14 protein-coding genes are annotated in these 15,020 nt (G+C 60.4%); 7 read left to right on the plus strand and 7 right to left on the minus strand.

Annotated features, from left to right (window positions below):
- Positions 1-130: 130 nt before the first annotated feature.
- The 3 genes from ASN89_RS01855 to ASN89_RS01865 are packed head-to-tail and all read right to left on the minus strand — an operon-like array spanning position 131 to position 5,219.
- Positions 131-859 carry an acetyltransferase gene (locus ASN89_RS01855; RefSeq protein ID WP_058048070.1) on the minus strand — a complete coding sequence of 243 codons (729 nt, stop codon included), beginning with the start codon at positions 857-859 and terminating at the stop codon, positions 131-133.
- Positions 859-2,010, minus strand: coding sequence for a DegT/DnrJ/EryC1/StrS family aminotransferase (locus ASN89_RS01860; RefSeq protein WP_152988407.1), 1,152 nt, complete (start codon positions 2,008-2,010; stop codon positions 859-861). The genes ASN89_RS01855 and ASN89_RS01860 overlap by 1 nt, the downstream gene beginning before the upstream one ends.
- The gene (locus tag ASN89_RS01865) at positions 2,010-5,219 is read right to left on the minus strand and encodes a tetratricopeptide repeat protein (RefSeq protein ID WP_161911726.1); all 3,210 of its coding nucleotides are present in this window, start codon (positions 5,217-5,219) and stop codon (positions 2,010-2,012) included. The genes ASN89_RS01860 and ASN89_RS01865 overlap by 1 nt, the downstream gene beginning before the upstream one ends.
- A gap of 274 nt (positions 5,220-5,493) precedes the next feature.
- Between ASN89_RS01865 and ASN89_RS01870 the strand changes: the two genes are divergently transcribed.
- Positions 5,494-6,156: an acetyltransferase gene (locus ASN89_RS01870; protein ID WP_058048073.1), complete on the plus strand. Its 663-nt coding sequence runs from the start codon at positions 5,494-5,496 to the stop codon at positions 6,154-6,156.
- 71 nt (positions 6,157-6,227) lie between these two features.
- Here the strand turns inward: ASN89_RS01870 and ASN89_RS01875 are convergent, their stop codons facing one another.
- Positions 6,228-7,904 (minus strand): electron transfer flavoprotein-ubiquinone oxidoreductase, encoded by a 1,677-nt coding sequence (locus tag ASN89_RS01875; protein ID WP_200968942.1) that lies wholly within the window; start codon positions 7,902-7,904, stop codon positions 6,228-6,230.
- Between the two features lie 264 nt (positions 7,905-8,168).
- Between ASN89_RS01875 and ASN89_RS01880 the strand changes: the two genes are divergently transcribed.
- On the plus strand, positions 8,169-8,945 hold the full coding sequence (locus tag ASN89_RS01880; RefSeq protein WP_034752351.1) for an SDR family oxidoreductase: 777 nt from the start codon (positions 8,169-8,171) through the stop codon (positions 8,943-8,945).
- 22 nt (positions 8,946-8,967) lie between these two features.
- Here ASN89_RS01880 and ASN89_RS01885 read toward each other — a convergent pair whose 3' ends face one another.
- Positions 8,968-9,534, minus strand: a complete 567-nt coding sequence (locus ASN89_RS01885) for a LuxR C-terminal-related transcriptional regulator (protein WP_058048075.1) — start codon at positions 9,532-9,534, stop codon at positions 8,968-8,970.
- Positions 9,535-9,681: 147 nt separating this feature from the next.
- On the opposite strand from ASN89_RS01885, the gene ASN89_RS01890 reads away from it, so the two are divergent.
- On the plus strand, positions 9,682-10,383 hold the full coding sequence (locus tag ASN89_RS01890; RefSeq protein WP_058048076.1) for a CoA transferase subunit A: 702 nt from the start codon (positions 9,682-9,684) through the stop codon (positions 10,381-10,383).
- Between the two features lie 20 nt (positions 10,384-10,403).
- Positions 10,404-11,054, plus strand: a complete 651-nt coding sequence (locus ASN89_RS01895) for a CoA transferase subunit B (protein WP_035818065.1) — start codon at positions 10,404-10,406, stop codon at positions 11,052-11,054.
- A gap of 52 nt (positions 11,055-11,106) precedes the next feature.
- On the opposite strand, the gene ASN89_RS01900 is transcribed toward ASN89_RS01895, so the two are convergent.
- Together ASN89_RS01900 and ASN89_RS01905 are read right to left on the minus strand one after the other, a co-directional pair.
- Positions 11,107-11,517 carry a DoxX family protein gene (locus tag ASN89_RS01900; RefSeq protein WP_058048077.1) on the minus strand — a complete coding sequence of 137 codons (411 nt, stop codon included), beginning with the start codon at positions 11,515-11,517 and terminating at the stop codon, positions 11,107-11,109.
- A gap of 234 nt (positions 11,518-11,751) precedes the next feature.
- A complete protein-coding gene (locus ASN89_RS01905) occupies positions 11,752-13,089 on the minus strand; it encodes a dicarboxylate/amino acid:cation symporter (RefSeq protein WP_235432958.1) in 1,338 nt (445 codons plus the stop codon).
- Positions 13,090-13,348: 259 nt separating this feature from the next.
- Between ASN89_RS01905 and ASN89_RS01910 the strand changes: the two genes are divergently transcribed.
- From ASN89_RS01910 to ASN89_RS01920, 3 genes are all read left to right on the plus strand, one after another.
- Positions 13,349-14,230 carry an alpha/beta fold hydrolase gene (locus ASN89_RS01910; RefSeq protein ID WP_046684929.1) on the plus strand — a complete coding sequence of 294 codons (882 nt, stop codon included), beginning with the start codon at positions 13,349-13,351 and terminating at the stop codon, positions 14,228-14,230.
- Between the two features lie 46 nt (positions 14,231-14,276).
- Entirely contained in the window at positions 14,277-14,627 is a 351-nt protein-coding gene (locus tag ASN89_RS01915) for a RidA family protein (RefSeq protein ID WP_034784210.1), read from the plus strand.
- Between the two features lie 41 nt (positions 14,628-14,668).
- A partial coding sequence (locus tag ASN89_RS01920; RefSeq protein WP_152988406.1) for an HD domain-containing protein occupies positions 14,669-15,020 on the plus strand: 352 nt, incomplete at its 3' end.

Genomic DNA, 15,020 nt, shown 5'->3' on the forward strand with positions numbered 1-15,020 from the left:
TAATTGGGTGGTTACGGGTAGGAGCGACTGTTTATCTGCTCCTACCCGTACAAGGCGACCCTGCATTCCACTTTATTAAATGCCGTATGGAAATTTATTTTTCATTGCCATAATGATAGGCTGTGCAAGTTCAATCGGCCACGCCGCCGTGCTCCGCCTCCCATTGCTTGCGGCTGCTTTTCAGGATGTCGATGACCAGCAAGGCCTTCGCTTCGTCGGCGCACAGGTCTTCCATGAACATGGCGTTATTGTTGCGTACCCATTCCAGTGGCATTTCCCACCAGGCCAGTTCCAGCAACGCGGCACGGACTTTTTCCGTGAAGCGGTAGCGGATCAGGCGCGCCGGCGAACCCGCATAGATGCCATAAGGTTCCGAACGGAAATTCGGTGGCAGCAGCGAGCGGGCGCCGATGACGCAGCCGTTTTCGATCACGCTGCCGCCCAGCACCATTGCTTCGTCGCCGATCCACACATCGTTCTTGATCACCGTGTCGGCATACTGTGGCGGCGGCGTATTTTTCAAGCCATCGCCGAGGATCGACAGCATGAACGTCGAGACCGTGCGCATTTCATGCTGGCCATTGAGGATGAAACTCAGGCGCGAGCCACCGGCCACATAGCGTCCGACGCACAGGCTTTGCTGTCCGCTGTCATATTTCACCAGTGAACCGACGCCGAAACAGGAGCCGCGCCCAATATAAAAGTGGCCGCTCTGCGGTTCCTGGTCCAGCCAGTTGCGGAAAAATTGATGGGGCAGGGTGCTGATGGCGCCATCCGCGTAGCCCAGTACCGTGAATTGCGCCGACCATGGGTGGTTCTCCGCTACGCCGGAAAAATTGGTTTCGGTGGAAATTTGCATCAGGCGATGTTCCGTATCACTTCTTGTTGCAGTGCGGGTGCGGCGATCATGGCGATAATGGCGTCCACGGTCGCCATCTCCAGATCGGGATAGATGGGCAGGCAGATCACTTGCGACGACGCCAGCCGCGCCACGGGCAGGTTCGCGTGCGCCGCGGACGGCATGCCTCGGTACATGGGGAAGTCGCTGATGAGCGGGTAAAAATAGCGGCGCGCGTAGATTTCCTGGTCGCGCAGCAACTGGAACAGGGCGTCGCGCGACAGCGGGTAGCCGGGGCCGACCAAGATGGGGAAATACGCGTTGTTGGCGGCCTCGGCATCGCCTTGCTGCACGCAGGTAATGCCACCGATGCCGGCCAGCTGCTGGCGGTAATGCGCATCGATCGCCTTGCGCTTCTGGCGCGCGCCGTCGATGCCCTTGAGCTGCAGCAGGCCGAAGGCGGCATTGATCTCGCTCATCTTGCCATTGATGCCGGCGGCCACAACCGTGACTTCATCGACGAAGCCGAAGTTTTTCAGGTGGTCGATGCGTTGCTTGGTCTTGGCGTCGGGGCAGACGATGGCGCCGCCTTCGAAGGTGTTGAAGATCTTGGTGGCGTGAAAGCTGATCACGGAAAGGTCGCCGTGATTGAGCACGCTGCCACCGCGGTGGCGTACGCCAAACGCATGCGCCGCATCGTAGATCACCTTCAGGTTGTAGTTGTCGGCAATTTTCTCGATGGCTTCGATGTCGCATGGCCGGCCGTAGCAGTGCACGGGCATGATGGCGGTGGTCTGCGGCGTGATGGCCGCCTCGATTTTGGTTGGGTCGAGGTTCAGGCTGTGCGGCTCGATGTCGGCAAAGACCGGCTTGATGTTGTTCCACAGCAGGGAATGAGCGGTGGCGACAAACGAGTACGGCGTCGTGATCACTTCACCATTGATGCGCAGCGCCTGCAAGGCCGTCATCAATGCCAGCGTGCCATTGGCGAACAGGCAGATATGCTTGACGCCCAGGTAGTCGCACAGCGCCTGCTCGAGCTGCTGGTGGAACGGGCCGCCATTGGTCAGGATCTTGTTGTCCCAGATCGTTTCCAGATACGGCAGGAAATCCTCCAGCGGCGGCAGCAGGGGCTGGGTGACATAGACGGGTTTGTTTTTTTGAGCGCTCATCATAATCCGATCGGCGGGTTGGGCACGGCCACGGGCGCTTCGAACGAAACTGGCGGCAAGCCTTCGCACCAGCGTTGCCAGGCCATGCGCAGGCCATTTTCCAGCCCTTCCGTGATCAGCTTGGGCTTGCCCAGGATCGAGCGCTCCAGGCGGTGCCGCATGCTGAAACGGTAGGCGCCCAGCAGCATGGGGTTGGCCGCCATGGACACGCTCTTGCGCACGAAATCCTCTTCGTCGGTGGCGATGAAGTCATCGAGTTCGACCTGGCGCATGATCATGTTGCCGGCGCGGCTAGGCATGGTGGGACCTGCCGTCGTGAGCGTGGGCACGCCCATCCACAGCGCATGCAGGGTCGTCGTGCTGCCGCAATACGGGAAGGCGTCGAGGCAGATATCGATGCGGTGATGGATGGCCATGAATTGGGCCATGCTCGTGCGTCCTTCGAAGGTCAGGCGCTCCGGCGCAATGCCTTCTTCCGCGAACCAGGCAGCCAGTTGTGGCGGCGCTTCCGATTTCGGCATGGCCGCCACGATCATTTTGGAATCGGGGACGGCGCGCAGCACCCTGGCCCAGCGCGCGATGACCTGGCGATTGATTTTGTTGGTGCGGTTGAAACTGCCAAACGTGATATAGCCATTTGCCAATACGGGCGCCGGCTCAATGCTGGGCGCAAGCTCGGATGGCAGGAATGGCACGCAGGCGGGGAGCAGCATCAGTTTTTCGGAGAACTGGCTGCCCAATTCGTCCGGCGGCGTGAAGTACTGATCGCTCAGATAGTAATCGATCGCCTGCAGTCCCGTCGTGAGCGGGTAGCCGATCCAGCTGGCCTGGACTGGGGCGGGCTTGGCGGCAAACATGAGCAGCCGGTTCTTGCCCGTGTGGCCGGACAGATCGATCAGGATGTCGATGCCATCGTCGCGGATCAGCTGGCCCAGGTCCGGATCGGACAGGTGCTCGACCTGGCGCCAGTGGGGAATGACTTCCCGCAAGCGCTCCGTGATATCGTCGTTTTGCGGATTGTTATGGTAGGCATACAGTGACAACCGGGCGCCATCGGCGATATTTTCCAGGATCGGGATGAGGAAGTGCGGTACCGGATGGTTGAGCAGATCGCCTGACACGAAGCCTACCTTCAGGGTGCGCAGCGGGTCGCGGGTATTGTCGTGCCCGCGTGGGCTTTTGGCGACGCGCTTTTCGAAGGTGTCGCTAAAGCGCTGATGTTCGGCAAACAGTGTCTCGGCGTCAATGTTTGCGCTATGCGACAGCAAGAACAGGTAGTTGCTGAACAGGGTTTCCCACAGCGGGCAAACGGCCAGCCCCTTGCGGCACGTTTCAATGGCTTCGTCTATTCGGCCGATATTGCTGAAAGTGGCGCTGATATTGACGTAGGCATCGCGATAGTCTGGGTTGATTGCCAGCGTCTTGTGATAGCACTCGAGGGCCAGCAGGGGTTCGTTCATGATCACATGGCAATTGCCGAGCGCAAAGTGAGCGCGATCGAATTCGGGGTCGATAGCGAGAGCGGCAAGATAACTCTGCTTGGCCAGTTCGATTTGATTCTGCGCCTGCTGTGTCGATCCCCGGTTAATGAGCGCCGAGGTGTTTTTTGGATTCAATTCCAGCGCGCGCGCGTAGGCAGCGATCGCTTCGTCGTACGCTTTCAATTCCTGTAGAACGACCCCGAGGTTGTTATGCGTCTCGCTATTGTCTGGTTCGTATTTAATTGCCTGGCGATATGGCGCGACAGCTTGCTCGAAGCGCTTGATGTTGTTGTAGTAGTCGCCCAGATGCTTGTGCATTGCAGCGTTCTCAGGTGCCATATCAATGGCCTGCTGAAAGTACTTCAGCGCATTGTCCCTGTCCTCGGCGGCTCCGTAGGCGATGGCGAGCTGGGCGCTCGCTGGCCCATCGTCTGGTTGCAGGTGATACGCACGCGTGCAGTACTCGATGGCTGCCGCGTAGTTTTTCTGTTTGCATTGAAGCAAGCCCAGATTGCTTAGCGCCTGAGGGAAATCGCCATCGAGCGCGATCGCCTGTTCATACGCGGCGATGGCTTCCTCAGCCTTCCCCAGCCACTGAAACGCGCGTCCCAGGTTATTGTGCAGCTTGGCGTCGTCCGCATGCAAAATGATGCCAGACTGGCAAATTTTTACCGCACTCTCGTATTCTCCGGCCTCATGCAGCGCCGCCGCCAAGTTGGCATGTGCCGCCTTGGTGCGTGGCGCCAGTTGCAGTACGGCCCGATAGCTGACGATGGCCGCTTGCCATTGTTTCAGGTCTAGCTGCGCATTGCCCAGATTCAGATAAATTTCCGCGTCGCCCGGCAGCAGGGCCAGCGCGCGTTGATAGCACGCGATGGCTTCGGCGCTGCGCTGCATGAGCTGTAATGTATTGCCGAGATTGAAATGGCCCTTGGCATAATCGGGACGCAGCGCCAGCGCTTGCCGGTAGGCCTGTTCGGCCTGCTCTAGCTTGCCTTGCGCCTGCAGCGCTGCCGCCAGGTTGCCATGCGCCTCGACAAAGTCCGGATTCAGTTCCAGCGCCCGGGTATAGCTGGCCACGGCTTGCGCATACATACCGCGTTCCTGCCATGCGGTACCCAGGTTGCCATGCGCTTCGGCATCGTTGGGCGCCAGCTGCACGGTTTTTTGCAGGGCCTCGAAGGCATCCTTGCCCTGTAATTGCAGGGCGGTGCCCAGCACGCTCCAGGCAAAGTCGGAGTCGGGATAGCGCTGTGTCAGGGCGTGGCTGGCCACTTCCAGTTCGGCATGGTGGCCGGCTTGATACAACTCAATGACGTGCTGTGTTTCCTGCGCTGTGGGCGTGCTGGCGATCGCCGTTTCGATGCGGCTGCGCAAGCCTTGCGACTGTTCGTTGTCGAGCCCGCGCGCGATGGCCGCCGTCACGATCTCCAGCGCCTGTTCGCGTTCGCCCGCCTTGAGCAAGCCATCCGCATACGACAGCCAGAACTGGCCTTCGTCGGGGTTCACCGACAGCGCCTTGTGCAGATACGGCAAGCCGGCCTCGTATTGCCCGACCTGTCCCGCCAATAAGCCCATATTGTGGTTGGCGATGGCGTGATAGGGATGCGCCTGCAAAATCGCCAGGTAAAGCTCTTCCGCCTCGGCAAAACGGCCAGCCTGGTGTTCGGTAATTGCCTGCTGCAATTCGGCGTCGAGGGGCACTGCGGGAAGGGCGTTTGCGTTCATGGGCGGGCGGAAGGTGAAATAGTTAGCAGAGGGAATTGTAACTGGTGAAAGTGCTTCTGAGAAACTTTCCAGGTGGAATTTATCCAGGAATGCTGTCGCAATGCAAACTTGGTGTTGCTGGCTGGTCAAAGCGCGGGGAAAAGTGGCTGTTTTAAAAACCTTGCAGGCGGATGGGCGGCATGCCTTGTGCCGGGCTGCTGGTATGATGCCCGTGAATTGGCGTCGTCCTTGCCGGACGGACGCTGTCCGATATCGTTCACTTTTCAGCTGGGATATGCAAAACATTTTGATCATTGGCTCGTCGGGCCATGCGAAGGTCGTCATTGATGTGGTCGAACGGCAGGGGGTCTTTCGCATTGCCGGCTTGATCGACCCATTCCGGACGGTCGGCGAGGAAACCTCGGGCTATCGCGTCCTGGGCGCCGAGTCCGATTTGCCGGTCCTGGTGGAACAGCTCGCCGTGCAAGGAGTGCTGGTGGCCATCGGCGATAACTTCGTGCGGTCAAGCGTGACCGCCCGCGTGGCGGCATTGTGCCCGCAATTGCCCTTCGTCAGCGCCGTGCATCCGCAGGCAAGCGTCGCCAGGGCCGTGCGTATCGGCGCGGGCAGCGTGGTGATGGCGGGGGCGGTGATCAATCCCGGCTGTGACGTTGGGCACGGTTGTCTCGTCAACACGCGCGCCTCGCTCGATCACGATTCCGTGATGGAGGCCTTTTCCAGCCTGGCGCCTGCCGCTGCGACGGGCGGCGGCTGCTTCATAGGCATGTGCAGCGCCCTGGGCATGGGCGCCTTGCTGCTGCAGCGCATGCGCATAGGCAGCCATTGCGTGATTGGCGCCGGCGCCGTGGTGACGCGGCCCGTGGCCGATCTGTGCGTCAGTTATGGCACGCCGGCAAAAACGATACGCAGCCGCCTGGCCGGCGACAAGTATCTGTAAGCCCATGGCAGCCGCAGCGGGGCAGCGCTACCGGCTGCGGTAGCGCTGCTGCTGCATGCCGGGCGACCGGCTTACATATTCGGATAGTTCGGCCCGCCGCCGCCTTCCGGTGTCACCCACACGATGTTCTGCGTCGGATCCTTGATGTCGCAGGTCTTGCAGTGCACGCAGTTCTGCGCATTGATCTGCAGGCGTTCGGCGCCGTCGTCGTTCTTCACGAACTCGTACACGCCGGCGGGACAGTAACGCGCTTCCGGACCTGCATACGTGGCCAGGTTGACGTCGACGGGCACGCTGGCGTTCTTCAACGTCAGGTGGATCGGCTGGTCTTCCGCGTGGTTCGTGTTCGAGATGAACACGGACGACATCTTGTCGAAGGTCAGCTTGCCATCGGGTTTCGGATACACGATCTTTTTCGACTGGGCTGCCGGTTTCAGGCATTCGTGGTCGCCATGCGAATGGTGCAGGGTCCACGGCGCCTTGCCGCGGAAGATCAGCTGGTCGATGCCCGTCATCAGGCTGCCCAGGTACAAGCCTTTCGACAGCCATGGCTTGACGTTGCGCGCCACGTGCAGCTCTTCATGCAGCCAGGATTTTTCAAAGGCGACAGGGTAGCTCGTCAGTTCATCGTGCTGGCGCTGTTCGCCCAGCGCGTCGAAGGCCGCGTCCGCCGCCAGCATGCCGCTCTTGATGGCGGCGTGGCTGCCCTTGATGCGGCTCATGTTCAGGAAACCCGCATCGCAGCCGATCAGTGCGCCGCCGGCAAACACCAGTTTCGGCAACGATTGCAGGCCGCCGGCCGCGATCGCCCGCGCGCCGTACGAAATGCGCTTGCCGCCTTCGAAGAACTTGCGGATTTCCGGATGCGTCTTGTAGCGCTGGAATTCCTCGTACGGCGACAAATACGGGTTTTCGTAGTTCAGTCCTACCACGTAGCCCACCATCACCTGGTTGTTTTCCAGGTGGTACAGGAAGGAGCCGCCGTAGGTTTTCGTGTCCAGCGGCCAGCCGCTCGAGTGAATCACCAGGCCCGGCTTGTGCTGGGCCGGGTCGATTTCCCACAATTCCTTGATGCCGATGCCGTACGATTGGGGATCCTTGCCGGCGTTCAAGTCATACTTGGCCATCAATTGCTTGCCCAGGTGGCCGCGCGCGCCTTCGGCGAACAGCGTGTACTTGGCGTGCAATTCCATGCCCAGCTGGAAGTCGGGACCTGGTTCGCCATCGCGCTTGACGCCCATGTTGCCGGTCGCCACGCCTTTCACGGAGCCGTCGTCGTTGTAGAGGATTTCCGCGGCAGGGAAGCCCGGGAAGATTTCCACACCCAGGTTTTCCGCCTGCTGGCCCATCCAGCGCACCACATTGCCCAGGGAGACGATGTAGTTGCCGTGGTTTTCAAAGCAGGCCGGCACGGCGAAGCCTGGCGTTTTATACGCTTTCGTTTCGGTCAGGAACAGGATGCGGTCTTCCGTCACTTCCGTGTTCAGGGGCGCGCCCAGTTCTTTCCAGTTCGGAATCAGTTCCGTCAGCGCTTTCGGGTCCATGATGGCGCCCGACAGGATATGCGCGCCCAGTTCGCCGCCTTTTTCCAGCACGCAGACGGACACTTCCTGGCTCTTTTCAGCGGCCAGCTGCTTCAGGCGGATCGCCGCGGCCAAGCCTGCGGGGCCACCGCCGACGATCACCACGTCATACTCCATGGTTTCGCGCGGTCCGTACTGTTCAACTAAGTTATTAGGCTGTGTCATGGTCTCGATTGTCAGTTACTCAATTAGGTAGCAAGGATAGGGAATAAAGCATCATCGGGGGAATTTAAGCACGAGTGTGCTTGTTTTTGGCGAGGATTGCAACTTTGGCGCCATTTTGCGTGACATTGCCCCTCGCCGCAATCTAAATCCGGCCATTTTGTGTAATGATGGCGTTTACTTTTGCTCGAGTGCGCTGCGGGGGAATTTGCCCGATTGCCATAGGCACGGCGTAAAGTGTTGTCTAAAATAAAACAGGAGTAGCTCGTGGGCATAGAAGTCAATTTCGAGGGCAAGATTGCCCTGATTACCGGCGCATCGAGCGGCCTCGGCGCGCGCTTTGCGAAAGTGCTGGCCCAGGCGGGCGCACAGGTCGTGCTGGCGTCGCGCCGCACCGAACGCCTGAAGGAATTGCGCGCCGAAATCGAAGCGGACGGCGGCGCCGCGCACGTGGTGTCGCTCGACGTGACCGACTTCGCCAGCATCAAGTCGGCCATCGCGCATGCGGAAACGGAAGCGGGCCCCATCGATATCCTCGTCAACAATTCCGGTGTCTCCACCACGCAACGCCTGGTCGACGTCACGCCCGAAGATTACTCGTTCGTGATGGACACCAATCTGCGCGGATCGTTCTTCGTGGCCCAGCAAACGGCCAAGCGCATGATCGCGCGCGCCAAGGGCGACCCGAAGAAACAGCACCGCATCATCAATATCGCCTCGATGGCGGGCTTGCAGGTATTGCCGCAGATCGGCGTGTATTGCATGAGCAAGGCGGGCATGGTGCACATGACGCGCGCCATGGCCGTGGAGTGGGGCAAGTACGGCATCAACACGAACGCCATCTGCCCCGGCTACATTTCCACGGAAATCAATGAAGATTACTTTGCCACCGAGCAGGGCAAGAAGCTGATCGAAATGCTGCCGAATAAACGCCCGGGCAAGCCGGAAGACCTCGACGGCCTGCTGCTGTTGCTGGCGGGCGAGGATTCGCATTTCATCAATGGCGCCATCATTTCGGCCGATGGCGGCATGAGCACCTTCTAGGGTGTCAGCTTGCGCTGCAGCCCTAGCGCTGCAGCTGCAGTCCCACCAGCTTGTGCACGAGCTCCGACGACGTCGACGCGGCGAACTTGCGCATCAGCTTGGCGCGGTGCATTTCCACCGTGCGGGGGCTCAGGTCGACCTGGCGGGCGATGACCTTGCTGGTCTTGCCTTCCACCAGCAGGGCGGCGATTTCGCGCTCGCGCGGGGTCAGCTCCGCTGTCACGGGACGTTTCTCGCTGACATCCTCGAACGTCCAGATGCCCGGCCCCAGCGGTTCCTTCGGCAGCATGGCGTGGCCCGTGACGTGGCACCAGAACAATTCACCATTACTGCGGCGCATGATGCGCTCGTCCGAATAGCGGCCCTTGGCGTTCATGATGGGGATGATGCGGTCACCGGTGCGCAGGAATTCGTCGTGCGTGGGGTAGAGTACTTCGAACGACTGGTCGTCCAGCTGGGCGCGCGCATAGCCGAACATGGCTGCCAGCGCTTCGTTGCAGCTACGCATGATACGGTTTTCCGACATGCACATGCCCACGGGCGCGTGCAGGAAGATGCTTTCATAATCGATGGCTGACGCGGCGTTCATCTGATACGTATCACTCTCACAGGGGGATTGCCGGCACGGCGCCGGTAGTTCTACGGTATTGTACTTTCCACTCGCGTATTTTATGCTGAGTCGCTGCCTGAGTCATGGACTCAAGACCAAAGCTTAACAAAAGATAGAGGGACACCCATGAATAAAGTTTATCCTGACGCCGCCTCGGCGCTGGCCGGTATCGTCCAAGATGGCCAGACCATCGCCGTCGGCGGCTTCGGCCTGTGCGGCATTCCCGAAGCCCTGATCGGCGCCTTGCGCGATTCGGGCGTGACGGGCCTGACTGCCATTTCGAATAACGCGGGCGTGGACGGCTTCGGCCTGGGCCAGCTGTTGACCACGCGCCAGATCAAGAAAATGATCGCCTCCTACGTGGGTGAAAACAAGGAATTCGCACGCCAGTACCTGGCTGGCGAACTGGAACTGGAATTCACGCCGCAAGGCACCCTGGCCGAAAAACTGCGCGCCGGCGGCGCCGGCATTCCCGCCTTCTTCACCAAGACGGGTGTGGGCACCATCGTTGCCGACGGCAAGGAAATCCGTGAATTCGACGGCGAGCAATACGTGATGGAACGCAGCCTTGTGGCCGACGTGGCGCTGGTCAAAGCCTACATGGCCGATCGCGCCGGCAATTTGGTCTACCGCAAAACGGCGCGCAATTTCAACCCGAACGTGGCCATGGCCGGCAAGATCACCATCGTGGAAGTGGAAAAACTGGTGGAAGTGGGCGAGATCGACCCGGACCAGGTCCACACGCCGAGCATCTTCGTGCACCGCATCGTGGTCAACGCGAACCCGGAAAAACGCATCGAGCAGCGCACCGTGCGCAGCGAAGCATAAAACAGAATACGGAGATTACTATGGCTTGGACACGTGACGAAATGGCCGCGCGCGCGGCAAAGGAATTGCAGGATGGCTTTTATGTGAACCTGGGCATCGGCTTGCCGACCCTGGTGGCGAACTATGTGCCGGAGAACATCGAGGTATTCCTACAGTCGGAAAACGGTTTGCTGGGCATCGGCCCGTTCCCGACCGACGCGGAAGTCGATGCCGACCTGATCAACGCTGGCAAGCAGACGGTGACGGCCTTGCCAGGCGCCGCCTACTTCAGCTCGGCCGATTCCTTCGGCATGATTCGCGGCGGCAAGATCAATCTGGCCATCCTGGGCGCCATGCAAGTGTCGGAAAAGGGCGATCTGGCGAACTGGATGATTCCAGGCAAGATGGTCAAGGGCATGGGCGGCGCGATGGATCTCGTCGCCGGCGTCAAGAGAGTCGTCGTGCTGATGGAACACGTGGCCACGGCCAAGGATGGCACGACGTCGCACAAGCTGCTGAAACAGTGCGACTTGCCGCTGACGGGCGTGGGCGTGGTTGACGTCATCATCAGCGACCTGGGCGTCATCGACGTGACGGAAAACGGCTTGAAGCTGGTGGAACTGGCGCCGGGCGTGACCAAGGAGCAGGTGCAGGCGGCCACGGGCGCGGAACTGGACGTTTCCGCCGTGTAAGCTCGGCGTAGCGTCGTATGGAAGCGGGGCGGACAGTGATGTCCGCCTTTTTTTATGCGTTCGCCTTGCCGCGCAATGCGTCCAGGCTGTAGGCGCCGGCGCCCGCTGCCGCGAAGTACAGGAAGGTGAAGCAGTACATGACGGCCATTTCGCCGCCGTTCAGGATCGGCAGGAAACCGGCGGGCGCGTGCGCCATGAAATAGGCGGCCGCCATCTGGCCCGACAGGATGAAGGCGACGGGGCGCGTGAACAGGCCGACCAGCAGCAAGATACCGCCGACCAGCTCGATGACGCCGGCCACGCCCATCACGGAAAACAGTTGCAGGCCGTCGAACATGGCCACGTGCGGCGCGCCGAACAGCTTGGCCGTGCCGTGTTGCAGGAAGAGAAAGCCGAGGATGATGCGCAGCAGGCCCAGCAGGCGTGGGCTCCAGGTGGCGTAAAAAGCGGGCGAGAGGGACATGAGTGCTCCATTCAAAAGTGAGGATGGTTCGGTGTCAGGCTTGCATTAACGCAATGTCATTATGCGGGAGCCTGGCGGCGAAAAGTAAGCAGTACTGTAATGGTTTTTCATTCATTGATCATCGTGATAAATATTGACGCATGATTTACTATGTGTTGATGATGCGATATGGCCCGCGCACAATGAAAAAAGCCCCGCAGATCGCTCTGCGAGGCTTCCAATGGAGAGTACAGCTTACTTGACGATATTTACGCTTGGTGCAACGTAGGCGTCGTCGGTCGGGTGGGTGGGATGGGCCAGTTCGCTATGCAGCTTGTCCATGTCCAGTTCCTTTTCCCATTTCGACACGACGATGGTGGCCACGCCGTTGCCGACGAAATTGGTCAGCGCGCGGCATTCGCTCATGAAGCGGTCGATGCCCAGAATCAGCGCCATGCCGGCCACAGGAATCGTCGGCACCACGGCCAGGGTGGCGGCCAGGGTAATGAAGCCGGCGCCGGTGATGCCGGACGCGCCTTTCGAGGTCAGCATCGCCACGCCCAGGATGGTCAGTTCTTGCCAGATGGTCAGTTCCGTGTTGGTTGCTTGCGCCACGAACAGGGCCGCCATGGTCATGTAGATGTTGGTACCGTCCAGGTTGAACGAGTAGCCGGTAGGCACGACCAGGCCGACGACCGGCTTGGAGCAGCCCAGGCGCTCGAGTTTCTTCATCAGGGCCGGCAGGGCCGATTCCGACGAGCTCGTGCCCAGCACGATCAGCAGTTCTTCCTTGATGTACAGCAGGAAGCGGCCGATGGAGAAGCCCGTGTACTTGGCGATCAGGCCCAGCACGACGAAGACGAACAGGAAGCAGGTCAGGTAGAACGAGCCCATCAGTTTGGCCAGCGGGATCAGCGATGCCAGGCCGTATTTGCCGATGGTGAAGGCCATCGCGCCGAACGCGCCGACAGGAGCGACTTTCATGATGATGTTGACCATGCCGAAGATGGCATGCGACAACTCGTCGATCAGCTTGGTAACGGGACGGCCGCGCTCGCCCAGCAGGGACAGCGAGAAGCCGAACAGGATGGCGATCAAGAGTACTTGCAGGATGTCGCCTTTGGCGAAGGCGTCGACGAAGGTCTTCGGGATGATGTTCATCAGGAAGTCGATGGTCGACATGCCTTCGGCGTGCGTGTATTGCGCGATCGACTTCGCGTCGAGGTGGGCCGGATCGGCGTTGAAGCCGGCGCCCGGTTTGAGGATGTTAGCAACCAGCAAGCCGATGGCCAGCGCGAAGGTGGAGACCACTTCGAAGTACAGGAGCGCCTTGCCGCCCACTCTGCCGATTTTCTTGACGTCCTGCATGCCGGCGATGCCGGAGACCACGGTACAGAAGATCACGGGAGCGATGATCATCTTGATCAGTTTGATAAAGCCGTCGCCCAGCGGTTTCATGTCGACGGCGTTGGCGGGGTAGAACACGCCCAGCAGCACGCCGGCCACGATGGCGAACAGCACCTGTACGTACAGGATTTTATAGAATGGTTTTTTCACGAGTGGTCTCCTCTTGCGGGTTGATGCTGCGATCATCCGCGCATTGCCAGGCCGGCTCAATTGTGGATAACCGCAGATATGCATTTTCGCTATATCGGGTATTGCGCCATGGCGGGCGTGCCAGCAGTGTGCTGCGGCGCAGCATTTCAGCCGCGCGCTTGGAGCATTGCCCGCGCTGCGCTACACTGCCGTAGCGTCGCGCGCGGGGCAGCCGGCAAATCGCCGATTTCTTTGTTTTTTACTACCAAATAACGACGCCGGACAAAACCGTAGCTCCGGTGTTATAAGGAATGGCATGATTGAAGCGAGCATCAAATCCGTGCAATGCATCTCTCCCGCAGGCTTGCATACCATGTCGTACAAGGAGTGGGGCGCGCCCGACAATCCGAACGTGCTCGTCTGCGCCCATGGCGTGACGCGCGTGGCGGACGACTTCGACAACCTGGCGCGTGCCATGGCCAGCGATTACCGCGTGATCTGCCCCGACGTGGTGGGCCGCGGGCGCTCGGGCTGGCTGGCCAATCCCCAGTTCTACCGCGTGCCGCAATATGTGAGCGACATGGTGACCCTGCTGGCGCGCGTGTTGGCCAATGGCGAGCGCCAGACGGTGGACTGGTTCGGCACCTCGATGGGCGGCTTGATCGGCCTGGGCCTGGCGTCGTTGCCTCACAGCCCGATCAGCAAGCTGGTGCTGAACGATATCGGCCCGACCCTGGCGCCCGAAGCCTTGCAGCGCATCGGCGACTACATCGGCCAGGACTTGCGTTTCGAGACGTTCGAGCAGGGCGCCAAGTTCGTGCGCGACGTGTCCGCCAGCTTCGGCCCGCACACGGACGCGGAATGGCATAAACTGGCGGTGGATGTGTTGCGGCAAGATAAGGATGGCCACTGGCGCCGCCACTATGATATGGGACTGGCCATGCCGTTCCGCTCGGCCACGCCGGAATCGGCGGCCAGCGACGAAGCCATGCTGTGGGCCGCGTATGACGCCGTGCGCTGCCCGACTCTGCTGGTGCGCGGGTCGGAATCCGATTTGCTGTCGCACGAGACGGCCACGCGCATGCTGGGTCGCGGCCCGAAAGCGGAACTGGTGGAAATCGCCGGCGTGGGCCATGCGCCCACTTTCGTCCATGACGACCAGATCGCCATTGCCCGCAAGTTTTTGCTGGGCAAGTAATAATCAGTAACGCTGTACAGATTTTGAAACAACCGAAAGAAGAAGCATGGAAATTACACGATTGCACGTAGGCAAACGCCTCTCCGAAGTAGCGATACACAACAACACCATCTACCTGGCTGGACAGATCGCGGAAGACACCACGCAAGGCATCGTCGGCCAGACGCGCGAAGTGCTCGGCCACGTCGACCGTCTGCTGATGGAAGCGGGCAGCGACAAGACTTGCATCCTGTCGTGCCAGATCTACATCGCCGACATGAAGGATTTCCCCGGCATGAATGAAGTGTGGGACGACTGGGTCGCCTCCGGCCACACGCCGCCGCGCGCCACGGTGGAAGCGAAACTGGCCAATCCGGCATGCCTGGTTGAAATCGTCATCATCGCTGCAGAACGCTAAGTTTTTCAAGCTGTTGAGTCATCAAGTTTATAAGGTAATACATGGTTTCCATCTCGGCCCCGAATAGCGCCACATCGGAACAACTGGTAGAGGGCTTGAGTGCGCCGGACAGCGCGCGCGTGCTGGATGCGCTCGCGTATGCCGCCGAAGCGTATGGCGACAAGCAGACCTTTGCCGGCCGCTCCGCGCTGGAGTTCGCCATCGGCGTGGCCACCACTCTGGCTTTCCTGCGCAGCGATGCGGAAACGCGCATCGCCGGCCTGATGTTCGAGCTGACCCTGCTGGAACCCGATACGGCGGCCGACATCGAGCCCCGCTTCGGCAAGCAGGTGTGCGACCTGGCAACAGGCGTGCGCCAGCTGATCCGCTTGCGCGCGCTGACCCAGGCGCAGC

The sequence above is a fragment of the Janthinobacterium sp. Ant5-2-1 genome, assembly GCF_001445815.1.
GTDB lineage: Bacteria > Pseudomonadota > Gammaproteobacteria > Burkholderiales > Burkholderiaceae_D > Janthinobacterium > Janthinobacterium lividum_E.